This is a genomic window from Mesoflavibacter sp. CH_XMU1404-2 (assembly GCF_037029465.1).
Classification (GTDB): Bacteria; Bacteroidota; Bacteroidia; order Flavobacteriales; family Flavobacteriaceae; genus Mesoflavibacter.
In genome coordinates this window covers 100,477-115,782 of the sequence record NZ_JAYMEM010000028.1, presented here as the reverse complement: position 1 = coordinate 115,782, position 15,306 = coordinate 100,477, and the positions used below count along the sequence as shown (strand labels likewise).

The window sequence follows — 15,306 nt, the reverse complement described above, 5'->3', positions numbered from 1 at the left end:
TATGAGTAAAATAGGCATCATAGATGATGATAAAGCACAAAGAGAAACGTTAAAATCAATTCTTGAATCTCATTTAGAAAATTTTGATTCTAGTATTGAGGTGGTTGATACATTTCCTTTTCCTGATGATTCAATAGCTCAATACAAAGATTGGGTAGAGCAAAATGATATAGTTTGTTTAATTTTTGATGAACAAATGCATAATGATTCTGAAGGAGGAAAAGGTCCTGTTGGTTATAGAGGAAATCAGCTCGTTTTAGAGATAAGAAAATATTTTAAAGATATTCCAATCTATGTAATAACGTCACATAAAAACGATGATGACTTACAGGAAAAGTTTAGTGAATTTGAAGATATAATAGGTAGAGAAGAATTTATTAATGATGGTGAGAAATATGTAAAGAGGTTTATTCGTGCAAGTCAAAGTTTTTTAGATGAAAATATTTCAGAGCTTTCAGAATTAAAGCATTTGTCAGAGTTAGTAGCATCAGGTAAGAGTGACGAAAATGATTTAATACGTTTGAAAGCGTTACAACTTAAGCTAAATGTTCAAATTGATAGTGGTTTAGGTGAAAGGAAGGATTGGTTAGATGAGTATGAAAGTAAAATTCAATTTTTAGAAGAACTTCAGAAGAAAATTGAAAATAAAATCAAGGAGTAGTGAATTGGAAACTTATAGTTAAAGATAAGGCTAATCAACCGGAAAAAGGAACATATACAGATTGGAAAGAACAAATAGCAGAAGAGTGTTTTTTTCAATGCATTTATTGTTCAATTAATGAAGCACAATTTGGAGGCATTGACCATTATCACATTGAGCATTATAAGCCAAAATCAATTGAAAGATTTAAAGCTTTAGAGAATGATATTTGCAACTTATTCTATAGCTGTCCAATATGCAACAGGTTTAAGAGTAATGACTGGCCAAATGATGCAGATGATTTAGATATAATTTGTTATCCAGATCCCTCTGAATATAATTATTCAGAATTATTTGATGTTAGTAGTGATGATTATAAAGTTAATGGTAAATATGTTAGTACCAGATATATGACAGAAAGGCTTTATTTAAATCGACCTCAATTGTTGTATGAAAGGCGTGAAACAGTTTTACAGCAAAGAGCAGAAAATGTTACGAAAGCTATTGAGGCGCTGCAAGAAGTGATAGATACACAAGAGTTATTAAAGGAGTCTAATAAAGGAGTAATTGAATTGCTTAAGACAACCCAAAAACGAAATAATATAAGACCATATAAATTGGCTGAAATTAGAAAATGAATAAAAAAAGCATAGGCTCATATTACACACCTCTTAATCTAGCAAAATTTATTGCAGATTATTGTTTATCTCAAATAGATAGGCTTAATATTTCTGTGCTTGAACCAAGTGTTGGTGATGGCAATTTTGTACAGGCTATAAATGAAATTGAAACATTAAATAATTTCAATAAAATTAATTTAACCATAGTTGAAAGGGAAAAAGAAGAATTAAAAAAGGCAAAAAGTAAGAATACGAATGATTCTATAAAAGTATCTGCTTTTAACAAAGATTATCTTCTTTTCCACTCTGATAGCAAAAAGAAATTTTCAGCTATCTTGGGGAATCCACCTTATGTAAAAAGTAATTACCTCACTGATGAGCAAAAGGCACTAGCTAAAGAAATTCATTTAGAGCAAAACCTTGCTGATAGGAAAATAAACAATATTTGGACATCATTTCTGGTTAGCGGTATTTCTAAACTACAGAAAGATGGTCTTTTAGCTTTTGTACTTCCATTAGAACTGCTACAAGTAAAGTTTACTGAAGAAATTCGAGATTTGCTTAAAATGTCTTTTGAGCGTATCGAGATTTTTATGTTTGACGAGCTTCAATTTTTGGAGTGTAAAGGTCAAGATACAGTATTGTTAATTGGCTATAAAAAGCATAAAGTACCAGGTACATTTTATACAACAATTAAATCAATGGATGAGCTTCAAAATAGAAGTTTTAGATTGTATAGTAATGAAAGTGTATCAGAGTCAAGTAAAAAATGGACACATCATTTTATAACGCCAGAAGAGCATACATTCCTTGAGAACATAAAAAAAGACCTAAATCTTGTTTCTGATTATGTAGATAATAAAGCAGGTATAGTTACTGCTGCCAATAATTATTTCATTATTGATAAAGAAACTTTAGATAAATATGGTTTAGAGGAATATGCAAAACCAATAGTACAAAAAGGTTTTTTTGTTAATGGTTCTGTATCTTTTAATAGGCATGATTATTCAAAGTTAATTAAGGAAAATAAACCCGCTTTTTTATTGGACTTTAATAATTTGGATGTTGAAAATATTCCTTCTAATGTGCAGGATTATATAGATTTAGGTGAACTGGAAGAGCTTCAAGACAGATTCAAATGTAAACAAAGAGACCATTGGTATCAAGTGCCCAATATTGCTAAACAATCAAAAGCTTTTTTCTTTAAACGTGCTCACGAATACCCAAAATTATTAAAAAATGAAGCGAATGTATTTGTAACTGATAGTGCCTATAATGTAACCGTTAAAAAAGGTAATAATTTAAATGATTTTATATTTTCATTCTATAATTCATTAACATTAGCTTTTGCAGAACTGGAAGGACGTTACTATGGCGGTGGCGTTTTAGAGCTTACGCCAAATGAGTTTAGAGTATTGCCTATTCCAATGGCTCATCACAATGATTTTAATTCTTACAAAAAAGATTTTAAGGGCAAAAATGATATTGAAGACGTTTTGTTAAAATACAATCATCAAATTTTAAATAATTATCTCAATCTTAACCTAGAAGAAATTAATAAAATTGAATCAATTAGAAAGAAATTAGTAAATAAAAGACATCGCAAATAGTTGTATATTTCAGTATGAATTTAGAAAGTCTACTAGCAATATTATCTTCACTAATGGGAATTTACACATTTCTAAAATCGGAGCTTTCTTTTATTTCACTATTTAAAAAAAATCAATTTTGAAATAATTTGTCCCAATGAATTTTGTTGGGTAGTTTATAGTTCTTAATTATCAATATATTAACTTAAATAAGGGTCATAGGTTCTGACCCCTGTTTTTTAAGAAAAATTTATTTTACAATTCCCCACAAACCAAAACCCAGTTTGTTGCAAAAGCAAAAATCCTCTGTCTTTTGGTTTGTTCCGCTCGCCAACGCGCTTGTAGTTTTTGGCTGCCAATCCTCACACAGCACATTGCTTGTTTTGCTTAAAAGAATTATTTGCACAATTTGGTACAGCAAAAAAGCAAAGAGCTGTTTCCATAGCCTGTCTTGAGCCTGACGAAAGGCGCACACCAAAAACTACCCAAAGCTATGTTTACATAACGGGTAGTTATAGTAGCATTCATTTGGTTTCTGTACTATAACGCCATTATGTAAAATATCCGACATTCCCCACGCTCAATTCAGAACTGGCATTGAAATTTAGAACACACAAGACTGCCACTTTTCCCCACCACCCATTTCAACGGTGTAGGTTACAGCAATTATTAATGTTTACCAAGTGTCTGCGGTAGGATGCATTACATTCTCTCAATCCCTTATCAGGGTATCGCTCTTTCCATTTACCCACCTCAACACCGCGCATAAAAAAAGAGCATTTTTTAGAAAATGCCCTTTATTTATCTTTCCCACCGCTTAACATCAATAATCACTTCCACCTACGACACTTTGCCCCGAGAAAAGTGATAAACTTTTTAAGCAGTAGGGAAACAAAGAAACTTACGATTGCACCAACAACAGCCAAAATAATAGTGGTAATCAAATCTTCAACACCAATATTTAAAATAGATGAAAAGAAAGTACCACCAATAATGGCAGATTTGGTGTTATAATCCATCGTCATTCTCATCAGTTTCTGTGTTTTCATCATCAGTAACAACCGCTTGACTAACTGCGGTGGCCACAGTTCCAGCAACGGTCATATAAGTAGCAATAGTTACCACAATGGCAGGCATCGAAATTGGTGCAGCTATGATGGCACCACCTGCAGTAGCCAATGCAATACCAATATTGCGTAAAGTCTTGAAAAATTTGGGAGTTGGTTTTTTATAACGTTTTACAATGTTCATAATTCTGTGATTTAATAGTTAATAAAATGATTTCTTTTCGGTCTTTAGCTTGATACACCAAAGACAATAGTTTTTGCATAGCATTTTTAGAGTAAATCCCCTTTCCTATGCCACTCAAATACGTTACTGGAGCAATGCACCCTTGAAGCTCTTTTAGAGCATCATTCGCAGGGTGAAAGAGAATAAAACTTCTACCTTTTACAGCGTTCAAAATCAAATGATGCTTAAACCGTTTAGAAAAACGTGGTTCAAGGTCATAAACACCTTCAGGAATACAGGAAATGTTTCGTTTGTTATCGTTCCAGGGCAATTCGATGGTATGACAAAGGAATCTATCAGAATTAAAGAGAGCACCATTGGTGCCCTCTTCAAAATAGGCTCTATGCAGCACTAATTCCATACTTACGGAGTGTCAACAATAACAATTGCCAAGGCGTTGTAAGCACCATTCTTAAGCTCGTACATTTGTCCGTTTACCTCTTGGTAAAACTCAACACCAAGTACCTGTACAACAGGGAGCGTTGAATTAGCGGTCAAAGAAGCGGTCAAGGCAATAGCAGCTGTATCAGCAGAAGTGTAAGGAAGAATGACAGTCTCATCATTTTCAAATGTTGAGGTTTCGTTCTCAAAATCCAATTCAGAAGCACCCATTACCACCTTAAAATGGGTTGTTCCAGTCGGAGCTGCAATTCTAACAGTTGGAGAAAACGCATCAAGGTTTACGTTAGCATCACCAGAAACACGGTCAAAAGTATTCGTAAACGGAGCAAAAAGCGTTGTGCCTAACTTTCCACCCAAGTTGAATTCAAAGCTATTTAATAAGCTTAAATCGCCATCCTGTAAGGTTCTTAAACCTCTTTCGTTGGTTGTATCAGTTTTGGTAACTGCTACAAGTGTTTTGGTCAAACGAGAAACCACACGTTTATCTTTAGCGTTTTGCAAAAGAATACGGATAGCATTTCGCAAGAGCTTGCCACCTTTACCAGCACGTCCAAATTCAGACCCATTTTCACGCGTTCTCTGAAACGCAGGATCATTTGCAATACGATTGGCATCCACACCGCCTTTTTCTCGTGCTAAATGCCCATCAGTCGTTTTGTAAAAGGAAATACCACCGATAGTTCCTTTCAGTTTAATAATTCCAGTTTGTTTTGCCATATTAATTCGTTTTTTGATTAATGAAACCAAATCACGTAATTTTATGGCACGTTGTTAAAAAACCAATTCCGTTTTAGGTCATCCATTCCGATACAACCAAAAACGTCATTAAAATATTGAAAACCCATTCGGGTTTCCAACATTTTAACAACGCATCATCACCATCATCATAAAACATGAAGTATGGATGATATATGGATAAAGCGTAGATAAAGTATAGATAGAGTATTATGGTTCCAAATAGAAGATTATGTATATATCCAAAAGATGTTCAGCTTATTACAGGCAGAAGTGAACGTTATGGACGTAAATTGCTTCAGGACATAAGAAATTATTTAGATAAAGAACCTCATCAATTCGTGACTATCAAAGAGTTTTCAGAGTATTCTGGTATTGAAATGGAAGAGGTTATATTGTATATCAAATAGTTACAAATTACTTTCAATCCTCATAAAATTTGTGTAAATTTAGGTTGTATTGTAACAATAAGCGTTTTATATTTGCAACCGCTTTACGAATAACAATCGCAAACAAAAAGTTCTTATTAATAGTTGAGTGATTCGGTGAGTGCTAAAAATCTCAACTTTTAAAGTCCTTATAAATAAAGGGAAACGCAGAACGGTTAGTCGTCCTGCCACCCCGACAAATTATAGTATCAATCTATAACAAAAACCTGTTAATCGTATGATTTACAGGTTTTTCTGTTTTTAAGAATATCATAAGAATTGATATGTTTTGATTAAAAACGTCAACAAATCGGATAACAATTTGAAAAATCAAAAAGTGTTGACCAGATTTGTAGCTAACTGTCTGCTAATCGATAAATAAATGTATCTTTATAAGTGATTTGACTTTCGTCTGATAACAACGAATTATTGTTAACTAAAAGACGAAATAATGAAAACATCTTCCACCTTCAGTATTTTGTTCTGGGCGGACTTCTCCAGGGCAAAAAATGACCAAGCATCAATTTACGCAAGAATTACGGTAAATGGTAAACGGGCTACCATCAGTTTAAAACGAAAAGTTTTAGTTTCTGATTGGGATGTCCATAAAAACAGGGCTCGTGGAACTAACCAAAAATCAAGAATCTTGAACAGTTATTTGGATGAAACTTACAATCATCTTTTTAAATGTTATCGCGATTTAATGAACGAGCATAAATTGATTACTGCACAAGTTGTTAAGGCTCGATACTTTGGTAATGACGAAAATAATCGTTCCATTACTGATATTATCAATTACCATAATGAAGATATGGTAAACAAATTAAAGTGGGGAACACAAAAAAATTACTACACTACACAAAGTTATATCTCAAAATTTTTATCGAAATTCTATAAGACCACAGACCTTTACTTACGGGAACTCGATTATCACTTTATCATAAAATTCGAGAAATATCTTCGAGGTTATGTACCCGAAGACCATCAAAAACCAATGGGCAATAATACCGTGATGAAGCACATAGAACGGTTTAGGAAACTGATAAATCTATCACATAAGTTGGGCTGGATAGAACGCGACCCTTTTATCAATTTCAAAGCTAAATTCATTAAAAATGAAAGAGGCTTTTTAAGCCTCGAAGAACTTCAAGAGATAGAAAACAAACAATTTAGCATTCACAGATTGGAATTGGTTAAGGATTTGTTTGTTTTTAGTTGCTATACCAGTTTAAGCTATATTGATGTCATTCATTTAACTGCGGATAATATCTGTATTGGCATCGATGGCGAACTTTGGATTTATTACAAACGAGAAAAGACGACAAAGCCTATAAGAATACCTTTGTTACCAAAAGCGATGCAAATTGTTGAAAAATACAAGAGCAACCGTAAATCCATTTCCCAAGGAAGTATATTTCCTAAAATATCAAATCAAAAACTGAACTCTTATCTAAAGGAAATTGCAGATGTCTGTGGGATTAAAAAGAACCTTACATTCCATATCGCAAGACATACGTTTGCCACAACAGTAACATTGAGTAATGGAATGCCTATCGAGACAGTTTCAAAATTATTGGGCCATTCCCGAATATCTACTACCCAAATTTATGCAAAGGTTATTGAACGTAAAGTTAGTGACGATATGCAAAAATTAAGGACCCAATTCAATGAGATAGAAAACGAACCTATCTCAAAAGTAGCATCTCAAAATTCATAAACTTACTTAAACCAAAACACAATGAAACTATCAATAATAAAAACCAAAATACACAATATACAAGGTAACAAAGTAATTCTTGATTTTGACCTCGCAGAACTTTATGAAGTAGAAACCAGAGTGCTTAAACAAGCCGTTAGACGTAACCTTAAACGTTTTCCAGATGATTTTATGTTTCAGCTTTCAAAGGACGAGTGGAAAGAGGTTATCACAAATTGTGATAACCTTCCAGAGAATATCAAATTTAGCCCGACTGCTCCTTTTGCCTTTACTGAACAAGGTGTAGCAATGCTTTCCAGCGTACTTAACAGCGACAAGGCCATTGACGTAAATATATCTATTATGCGTGCATTTGTAGCGTTACGGCAGCATCTTACAGATTATAGCAACCTTAAAGAACATATAGCCCAACTTGAAAAAGAAATGAATATCAAATTTAAGGACATTCATCAGGCATTGAATTATTTATTGCAAAAAGACAAAGTGCAGATTGACCAGCAAAACAGGGAACGAATTGGTTTTAAAACGGATAGGAAAGATTATTAAATTTTTCTTCGGTCATCAGAATAGACAATTTTTATTGATATATTTATTTTTATTAATTCGGTTCAATATGAATTAGTACGTGTCCTAAATTCGGTATTTCTTTTCGTAAATGGTCTTTTAACTTATGAGCAATGTCGTGACCAGATTTTACCGAAATTTCACTATTCACAATTGCGTGTAAATCCACGTGGAATTTCATTCCGGATTTTCTAATAAAACATTTCTCTGTTCCTAAAACACCTTGAACTTCTGTTGATTTTTCTCTAATTTCAATTATCAGTTCGTCATAAAGTTGTTCGTCCATAACTTCTCCTAAAGCTGGACGTAATATTAAATAACTATTATATAAAATAAACGCTGAAGCGAATAATGCAGCCCAATCATCTGCTGTTTCATAACCTTTTCCATATATGATTGCTATCGAAATACCGATAAAGGCCATTACCGAAGTTACGGCATCACTTCTATGATGCCAAGCATCTGCTTTTAATGATGAACTATTTGTTTGTTTACTTTTTTTAATTACAATTTGAAATGAGATTTCTTTCCAAGCTATTATTAGACCTAGCACAATCAAAGTCCAAGATTTCGGGATTTTATGAGGTGTTTGAATGTTTTGAATACTTTCATAGGCGATTATTGTGGCAGAAACAACAAGGAATGTAACAACTCCAAAGGTAATTAATGGCTCAATTTTACCGTGTCCATAGGGATGATTTTCGTCCGCTGGTCGTTTTGCATATTTAAAACCTAATAAAACTAAAAATGAAGCAAAAATATCCGTTGTCGATTCAATCGCATCTGCAATTAAAGCATAAGAATTTCCAAAAAATCCCGCAAGTCCTTTAATTAAGGCTAAAGCAGTATTCCCAATTATGCTGAAATAAGTTGTTCGTATTGCGGTTTGTTCGTTATTCATTCTAATTTTAGTTGTCAATAGATTTGTTATATTTATAACAAAGGTACTTTTTTAATCATAAAAAAAGAGGTGATAAACACCTCTTAAATTTTGGTTTCCAAAATCATTTTCCTGCTCCCTTTTAGCTCCTTCAGCTCCAGCATTAACTTTTCGTTGTCTCCTAAAACAAACTTTGGAACTACATACACAAAGCATTGACTTTCTCCATCAGTAATGGAATATGGCATTTTGTGTTTGTATATCACTTCTTGCTGCAATCTTTGATAAGAGGCTTTACGTTTTTTGTTTCCGTTGGTTCTATATACGTTGAGATAGTCGATTTCAAAATCGATTCCGGACTTGTTTTTAACTTCAATGACCAAATACACTTCAGAAGCATCGTATGCCATTTTTTGCAATTGTACTTTGATGCCTTTTTTGCGTTTGGTTTCAATACTCTCAAAGTTGGATTTTAATAAATACTCGCTGAATTTTTGAAAATGGGTTATTCTATTTGTGTATTCGTTCAACGCTTTAACTTCGGGCTTCTGCTTAATCTTTATTGGAAGCTCGCTACCAATGCTTTCATTTTCGTTGATAAAATAATTCAGTTCTGGAAGTTTTTCAGAATACTTCAGAATATAAGAATAAACGCTACCATCACTTGTAACGGTCAAAAGGTTGCTTTCAGTTCCAGGCTTCGCCTGTAACAATCCAAAATACTGCTCTTTTTCACGATTATAGGTGAATACAAAATGGGAAGCTCCGGTAATTCCCTGTCGTATTGGATTGGGAAAAAATAGGGCGACATTTTTCTTGTCGTTGGCATAAATGGTATCGAGGGGTTGTTGTGCAACTATTGACATTGTACAAATAAATAGTAGTAATGTGATATATGTCTTCATAATAATAAGTTTAGTAATTGCCCATTATTGGCTTACCTTGATATTTGGTTTTAGGAAGCCTTAAAATGAGTTTGTAATTGTCGGTTATTGTAACCTTTACGTTTTTATGGTTGCGTTGGAAAATTTTCTTGAAACCGCTTACTTGTGGAACACCGGTAATGTTGATGTCGTCCACCATATCTCCAACGATTTCATTGGTAACTTCGGCTCTAAAACTGTTTTCGATATAAATGCCTTCGCTACCATCTTGAAAGTCATAGGCTTTCAATTTTACTGGCTGATGATTGATGTTCTCAATGTCTATGATTGTGCGATTGGGTTTAAAATCGACAAATCCGTAAATGGGCGTGTTTTTGGAATAGCGTTGTCCGTAAACGGTAGCGTCCTTTAGCAACCGCATTTGTAAACGATAATTAGTTTTAACCGTCTGTGTGCCATCAACCCGAACATATATAAATTCATCGGTGTTCTTTGAGTTCAAATCATCATTTTCAATGGGATGCGAGGCAAAAAAGAGTTGATGCTCCAAAGCACGTTCTTTGGCTTCGACATTCGTTTCTTTTTCTACAATGGCATCCGTTGTGTCTTTTTCCTTCTTAATAGATGGTTTTGATGGTTTGTATCTGGGATTGATATTTTCAAACGTTCTATCTGAATATCGAATCTGTCCTTGCTGGTAGATGCTATCTACCATCTGCATTTTTTTCTTGTCCAATAAATCAGGGTCATACACGCCTGTGGAATCCAACAGCCGTTCATCATAAATACTTGGTGCATTGGTCTCCCTCACTTCCTTTAAATCGTTTAAGGCATCCAATTTGGAATCGTATTCCTTTTGGTCGTCTTCCAGTTTCGGTACGGGAATTTGATTGTTCTCTATGGTCGGTTCTTCGTCTTCTCCTAATACTAACATTGCATAACCACCTATAAAAAGCAGTATGCATACCAGCACGATGGAAAAGACTATTTTATTTTTTTCTACTTTCATTGTATCTGTTTTTTAATATCCTTTATGGGCTTTCATAATTTTCTAATTTTCGTAATGTGTTTTCAAAAAAGTTGGTAATCAACAATCCGTGGGTATTATTAGGAAAGTTCCTGTCAACGTGAATCAAATTTCCTGTTGTGGTCAATTCATAAGTGTCGGTTACCGACCCTCGGTTGATTTCAAAAATGGTTTTCGTTTCAAATTTGTAGGGCTCGTTTTGAATATCAACTTTGGATTCGATATTCAATACTTTTTGAACCAGCGAATATTGCAACAAACGGTTATAAACACCATCGGCTTTTTTCTGTCGGTACAAAGCATCTACTGAACTATTGCCCAACCAGAGGGCTTTTTCCAAATTCTTTTCATAATTGCTGGCATCTATGTTATAGAAATAGGTATGGAATAATTCCAATTGTGCCAAGACTTCAACTTTTAAATTCTCCTGTTGAGATACCAGTTTGAGCGGAATAACGCTTCCATCCGTATTTACCACAAAGGCATTGTTAACCGTTTCTTTATGTAGTTTTATGACCATCAAAACGGAAATGATGCACGTGAGTACTGCTCCGATAACAACCGTTAATACGATAAAGCGATTGAGTTTTAAGATGTTATAAATGTTTTTATATGGTGTTTTCATTTAATTATTGATTTATGCTTTATCAGCCTGTAAAGAGCCTGAAAGTGAACGAAGTCGCCCGTTTGTACAGTTTGAATTTCAGCAGCACAATAAATCCAATAGACCCTAATTGTAAAAGCGGTGCGAAAAAATTACTGCCCCAATCTGTACCAAATAAATCGCTCCAGAAATTGGTGTTGATTTCGGTATAAAGATTATTCACGAAAATATTGACCAGAAAGAAGGCAGGCACTAACATATATACACCAGCGTAAAGTTTGAAAAAGTTGTAGGCCAACGACCTGAATTTTTCAAAAACCGCCAAGCTGATGACCAAAGGGAAAAAGGCTTGCATTATGCCCAGCAAAAAGAATCGCTCTGCAAGGAATAATGGGTAGATAAACAAATCCAAAAGCCACAGAAATATTCCGACAATAAAGGATAGTATCTTTAAACCATATAAAGGTGTAACCAGTGCTTCGTAGAGCATTGCCATTGCTTTAGTGGCGGCATCCCAAGCACTTACATCCTGTTCGATGTCAATATCTTGCATCTGCAACGGAAGAAGTGCGGGTGCCGTGTCCCGATATTGGTTTTCAATGGCCACCAAAATAGTGTCGAAAACACCCAATACCTGTGTGGAAAAAATCACTAAAATTACTATTGCAAAGTTTTTGGCCAACTCCGCAGGTGTTAATCCCCAAGTGTAGCCCTCATTGTTGGCAACGCCTTCATTGTATTTTTTTAGGATGTTGATGAGAAAGAACAATATGGCAAGGGTCTTCATCCCCGCAATAGTGTATTGCGAGAAATCACTATTTTTTATCGTTTGAAAAATAGTGTCCACATATTCTAACCCTATGCCTAAAAAAATACCTGACATTAGTAATTGGTTTCTCGATTATTGATTTTGTGCTGCATTTCCCGAAATTGAATAATCTCCCGATAGCGTCTGGTTTTCGCCTCAATTTCCGCTACCATTTCCTTGGATTCCAATTCCTTTTCTTTGAGTACTTCGGCTCGTTCGGCATCGGTCATCTTCATATTGTCGCTGGACAGGATTTGGTCGATATATTCCATACCTGCCATAGAATTTTCAAGGATGGCATCAAAAGAACCTGAAATACGAGTTACTTCATCTGGTTTGATAAAAGGGGAATTGAGTATTTCCCGTAAATCATCTTGAACCACATCATACAAGCGTTGGTTATTTCTTGCCAATTCCCTGACCGCTTTAAGTTGTTTGATGACATCGTTGACCTTATCGATATTTTCCTTTTGCGTTTTAAGGAATTTTACCGTCTTCATTAAATTGGCGGTCTGTTTACCGGATTCCAACAATGATTTTACAAAAGAGATAAAGTTTGTGTTGTCATACACAGGCATCCCCTGGGCCGAAGCGTTACTTCCAATTAGCACTATAAATAGTGCGGATAACATTAGCTTTTTAATTGTCTGTCTCATAATTTTTGTTTTTAAGAATTAATAAATATTTTAATGGCTTGCTCCATATTATTATGCTTTTCATAGAGCTTCATTATTTCTTCGCTCTCTCGTCCATCAGTTAAGTAGGCAGCAAAGACTTCTGGTGGTACTTCCAATCGGAAAATGTTGCTTTCCTTTCCAATTTTGATAAACATTTCGGTATATTTTCTTGTTCCTGTAAGGTTGTTCCGAATGGATTTTAACTGGTTTAAATCGTGACTGGAAAGGTTGAGCCTGCTTTTTAATTCGGCATAGCCTTTTTCATTGCGAAGGCTGTATATGACCTGTGTGTTTTCCAGAATACTTGCCGATGTTGAATTAGTAGGCAACTGGTTTATGGATTGCAGTATAATCCCAATTGCTCCATTCTGTTTTCTAATGGCTTGGTAGTAGAATTCTACACTTTCGAGTACATTTCCGAATTTGAGCTGTTTGGCAAACTCGTCGAATAGGATGATTCCCCTTTCGGCTTTATTTCTCCAAATGGTTCTTTGAATGGCAGATTTAATCAACTTCAACATTACGGAAAGGATTTCCTTATTGTCCTTAACTTCATCCAGTTCAAACACAATCAACCTTTTATCCTCAATTTTGTAGATCTGGTCTTCGCTTACATTGAACAGGAAGCTGTACAAGCCATCATCCACATATTCAGAGAGAATGTGTAAAAAATCGTAGATGTTGAAATGCTGTTCCTGAATGTGTAGGGCTTCTAAAATGCTGTCCTTTTTGGTATCAACGAACTGGTATAAATTTTCCAAAGAATGTGTACAACCAACATTCTGTAGATAGTAGTAACGAAGCACTTTTTTGACTGCCACTTCTTCAGCCTTGGTAGTTTCCTTTCCTGAAGCTAAAAGTTCCAAAAGGAAGATTGCTAAATCTTCTAACCGCTCTGGTGTCAAATCATTGACATCAGAGATATAAAATGGATTGATACCCAAGTTTTTTCCTTGCTCGTAGCGAAGGATTATATGGTCGTTTGGATAGAGCTTGGCGAATTTTGAATATGAACCACCTAAATCAATAATAACCAGTCGGACGCCGACCTCGAAGTACTGCCGTAGAATATTGTTCGCCAAAAAAGATTTTCCCTCTCCCGTAGGTGCGAAAATGGCAAAGTTTCGAGCTTTGATGCGTTTCTTTTTTTCATCCCAAACATCCTTTAATACAGGAATGTTATGTTGCCTATCATTAAAGATGACACCTGTGGCATCTGACTGATAATTGGTGTTGTTGATATACAGGCAAAGGGCGTGTTTTAAATCGGTTACAAATAAATCTTCATTTGAAAAGTTGGAAGCAAAACAGCAGTATGAGTTTAAAAAATATTGCTTTCGTTCTTCGCCTTTTGGGTAATAAGGCACTATATCCAGTTCCTTGAACTCGGTTTTTATCTTTGAAGCAATTCTTTCTAATTGTACTTCATCCTTATCCCAGAATATAATATTTAGATGTCCTCGAATGATTCTTGAACTATCATCCTCATTGATTTTGGCAACAATTTCTTCAATCTTCTTTAAGATGACTTTGTTCTGTGTTCCAAAATTGGAACTCTTTTTGAGTTCCTCGATTTTCTTGTCAAGCAGTTTTCGCCACTTATGTTTATCATCCAAATAAATAATTTGGTTGACAATATGGTTTTCATTCAGATTCAGACCCAATCCGTCAATAAATCCCTGGTGGAATACAAAATCGTCCGAAGTGAATTTATCATTGGTCTTGCTACTCTGAACCACATCGCCAAAACACAGTTCGCTATTAACTGCCAGCACATCAAAATGATGGTCGCCAATTACAATATTTGATTTTTTCAATTGGATATCAGTATCAAAACCCTCGTTGAACCCATTGAAATAAGCATTGGTCAATGATAGTATTTTATCAATGCCCAAAGGTGTTAATGAAATCTTTCGGCTATTGTTTACAAAAGAAACAGCATCGTTTACCGAAGCGATAAATTCCTGTACGTTGTGGTCCATTTGCTTGTGGATGCCCTTTTCGACTTTACGGAACGGGTTAACGAACTTCGGTGCGTTCAAAGCTTTATTGTGTGGAAGGATAAAGAATAGGTAAGATGAATGCTTTATGAATTCCCTATTTTTAAAGTAATCGTGAGTGGCACGTTGCAAAAAGCTTTTTTTCGGAAGTTCTTCGGCTAAATATGCCGATTTCTGATAAATGTCCTGTTTATGGATAACCGTTGCAACAGGCAATGATTTAAACGCCTGAAACCACGAACCGTGGATGTCCTCAAAATCTTTTTCCGCAAGGGAATAGATTTCAGGATTATATACTTGATAGCCCAACATTACATTGCCATTATTCGCAAAAACGATATGGTCTTGAATATCCAAAATAGGATGATATGCAGATAGGTTAATCTTCTTCATAGTACAAGCGACTTCCTTTTTTGTTACTAATTGTTTGTGGAAATACCT

The 15,306-nt window shown here is 34.8% G+C and carries 15 protein-coding genes; 5 read left to right on the top strand and 10 right to left on the bottom strand.

The window, feature by feature from the left end; genetic code table 11:
* Position 1: 1 nt before the first annotated feature.
* From WA327_RS12110 to WA327_RS12100, 3 genes are read left to right on the top strand one after another with little or no spacing between them, the layout of a single operon-like run.
* Positions 2–661, top strand: coding sequence for a response regulator (locus WA327_RS12110; protein WP_336070115.1), 660 nt, complete (start codon positions 2–4; stop codon positions 659–661).
* Positions 661–1,278, top strand: coding sequence for a hypothetical protein (locus WA327_RS12105; protein ID WP_336070113.1), 618 nt, complete (start codon positions 661–663; stop codon positions 1,276–1,278). Before WA327_RS12110 ends, WA327_RS12105 begins: the two co-directional genes overlap by 1 nt.
* Positions 1,275–2,870: an Eco57I restriction-modification methylase domain-containing protein gene (locus WA327_RS12100; protein WP_336070111.1), complete on the top strand. Its 1,596-nt coding sequence runs from the start codon at positions 1,275–1,277 to the stop codon at positions 2,868–2,870. The genes WA327_RS12105 and WA327_RS12100 overlap by 4 nt, the downstream gene beginning before the upstream one ends.
* A 987-nt stretch (positions 2,871–3,857) precedes the next feature.
* On the opposite strand, the gene WA327_RS12095 is transcribed toward WA327_RS12100, so the two are convergent.
* The 3 genes from WA327_RS12095 to WA327_RS12085 are packed head-to-tail and all read right to left on the bottom strand — an operon-like array spanning position 3,858 to position 5,258.
* Entirely contained in the window at positions 3,858–4,100 is a 243-nt protein-coding gene (locus WA327_RS12095; protein ID WP_336070110.1) for a hypothetical protein, read from the bottom strand.
* Positions 4,078–4,500 (bottom strand): DUF5675 family protein, encoded by a 423-nt coding sequence (locus WA327_RS12090; protein ID WP_336070109.1) that lies wholly within the window; start codon positions 4,498–4,500, stop codon positions 4,078–4,080. Before WA327_RS12090 ends, WA327_RS12095 begins: the two co-directional genes overlap by 23 nt.
* A gap of 2 nt (positions 4,501–4,502) precedes the next feature.
* Positions 4,503–5,258 carry a hypothetical protein gene (locus tag WA327_RS12085; protein ID WP_336070107.1) on the bottom strand — a complete coding sequence of 252 codons (756 nt, stop codon included), beginning with the start codon at positions 5,256–5,258 and terminating at the stop codon, positions 4,503–4,505.
* Positions 5,259–6,155: 897 nt separating this feature from the next.
* On the opposite strand from WA327_RS12085, the gene WA327_RS12080 reads away from it, so the two are divergent.
* Both WA327_RS12080 and WA327_RS12075 read left to right on the top strand, forming a co-directional pair.
* Positions 6,156–7,421, top strand: coding sequence for a site-specific integrase (locus WA327_RS12080; RefSeq protein ID WP_168817356.1), 1,266 nt, complete (start codon positions 6,156–6,158; stop codon positions 7,419–7,421).
* Between the two features lie 21 nt (positions 7,422–7,442).
* Positions 7,443–7,967 carry an ORF6N domain-containing protein gene (locus WA327_RS12075; RefSeq protein ID WP_168817357.1) on the top strand — a complete coding sequence of 175 codons (525 nt, stop codon included), beginning with the start codon at positions 7,443–7,445 and terminating at the stop codon, positions 7,965–7,967.
* 52 nt (positions 7,968–8,019) lie between these two features.
* Here the strand turns inward: WA327_RS12075 and WA327_RS12070 are convergent, their stop codons facing one another.
* From WA327_RS12070 to WA327_RS12040, 7 genes are all read right to left on the bottom strand, one after another.
* Positions 8,020–8,886 carry a cation diffusion facilitator family transporter gene (locus tag WA327_RS12070; protein WP_336070101.1) on the bottom strand — a complete coding sequence of 289 codons (867 nt, stop codon included), beginning with the start codon at positions 8,884–8,886 and terminating at the stop codon, positions 8,020–8,022.
* A gap of 83 nt (positions 8,887–8,969) precedes the next feature.
* A complete protein-coding gene (locus WA327_RS12065; protein WP_168817358.1) occupies positions 8,970–9,770 on the bottom strand; it encodes a DUF4138 domain-containing protein in 801 nt (266 codons plus the stop codon).
* Positions 9,771–9,780: 10 nt separating this feature from the next.
* Positions 9,781–10,758: a conjugative transposon protein TraM gene (gene traM, locus WA327_RS12060; protein ID WP_168817359.1), complete on the bottom strand. Its 978-nt coding sequence runs from the start codon at positions 10,756–10,758 to the stop codon at positions 9,781–9,783.
* Between the two features lie 22 nt (positions 10,759–10,780).
* Positions 10,781–11,401, bottom strand: a complete 621-nt coding sequence (locus WA327_RS12055) for a conjugal transfer protein TraK (RefSeq protein WP_168817360.1) — start codon at positions 11,399–11,401, stop codon at positions 10,781–10,783.
* A gap of 22 nt (positions 11,402–11,423) precedes the next feature.
* Positions 11,424–12,263, bottom strand: coding sequence for a hypothetical protein (locus WA327_RS12050; protein WP_168817361.1), 840 nt, complete (start codon positions 12,261–12,263; stop codon positions 11,424–11,426).
* The gene (locus tag WA327_RS12045; RefSeq protein ID WP_168817362.1) at positions 12,263–12,844 is read right to left on the bottom strand and encodes a conjugal transfer protein; all 582 of its coding nucleotides are present in this window, start codon (positions 12,842–12,844) and stop codon (positions 12,263–12,265) included. The genes WA327_RS12050 and WA327_RS12045 overlap by 1 nt, the downstream gene beginning before the upstream one ends.
* A gap of 11 nt (positions 12,845–12,855) precedes the next feature.
* Complete coding sequence (locus WA327_RS12040; RefSeq protein WP_336070097.1) at positions 12,856–15,258, bottom strand: TraG family conjugative transposon ATPase; 2,403 nt, start codon at positions 15,256–15,258, stop codon at positions 12,856–12,858.
* Positions 15,259–15,306: the final 48 nt, after the last annotated feature.

Excerpts from the sequence above, each read along its gene's own strand:
- WA327_RS12110 (WP_336070115.1), top strand. The coding sequence starts at position 2 with ATGAGTAAAATAGGCATCATAGATGATGATAAAGCACAAAGAGAAACG.
- WA327_RS12100 (WP_336070111.1), top strand. The coding sequence starts at position 1,275 with ATGAATAAAAAAAGCATAGGCTCATATTACACACCTCTTAATCTAGCA.
- WA327_RS12095 (WP_336070110.1), bottom strand. The coding sequence starts at position 4,100 with ATGAACATTGTAAAACGTTATAAAAAACCAACTCCCAAATTTTTCAAG.
- WA327_RS12090 (WP_336070109.1), bottom strand. The coding sequence starts at position 4,500 with ATGGAATTAGTGCTGCATAGAGCCTATTTTGAAGAGGGCACCAATGGT.
- WA327_RS12085 (WP_336070107.1), bottom strand. The coding sequence starts at position 5,258 with ATGGCAAAACAAACTGGAATTATTAAACTGAAAGGAACTATCGGTGGT.
- WA327_RS12080 (WP_168817356.1), top strand. The coding sequence starts at position 6,156 with ATGAAAACATCTTCCACCTTCAGTATTTTGTTCTGGGCGGACTTCTCC.
- WA327_RS12075 (WP_168817357.1), top strand. The coding sequence starts at position 7,443 with ATGAAACTATCAATAATAAAAACCAAAATACACAATATACAAGGTAAC.
- WA327_RS12070 (WP_336070101.1), bottom strand. The coding sequence starts at position 8,886 with ATGAATAACGAACAAACCGCAATACGAACAACTTATTTCAGCATAATT.
- WA327_RS12065 (WP_168817358.1), bottom strand. The coding sequence starts at position 9,770 with ATGAAGACATATATCACATTACTACTATTTATTTGTACAATGTCAATA.
- traM (WP_168817359.1), bottom strand. The coding sequence starts at position 10,758 with ATGAAAGTAGAAAAAAATAAAATAGTCTTTTCCATCGTGCTGGTATGC.
- WA327_RS12055 (WP_168817360.1), bottom strand. The coding sequence starts at position 11,401 with ATGAAAACACCATATAAAAACATTTATAACATCTTAAAACTCAATCGC.
- WA327_RS12050 (WP_168817361.1), bottom strand. The coding sequence starts at position 12,263 with ATGTCAGGTATTTTTTTAGGCATAGGGTTAGAATATGTGGACACTATT.
- WA327_RS12045 (WP_168817362.1), bottom strand. The coding sequence starts at position 12,844 with ATGAGACAGACAATTAAAAAGCTAATGTTATCCGCACTATTTATAGTG.
- WA327_RS12040 (WP_336070097.1), bottom strand. The coding sequence starts at position 15,258 with ATGAAGAAGATTAACCTATCTGCATATCATCCTATTTTGGATATTCAA.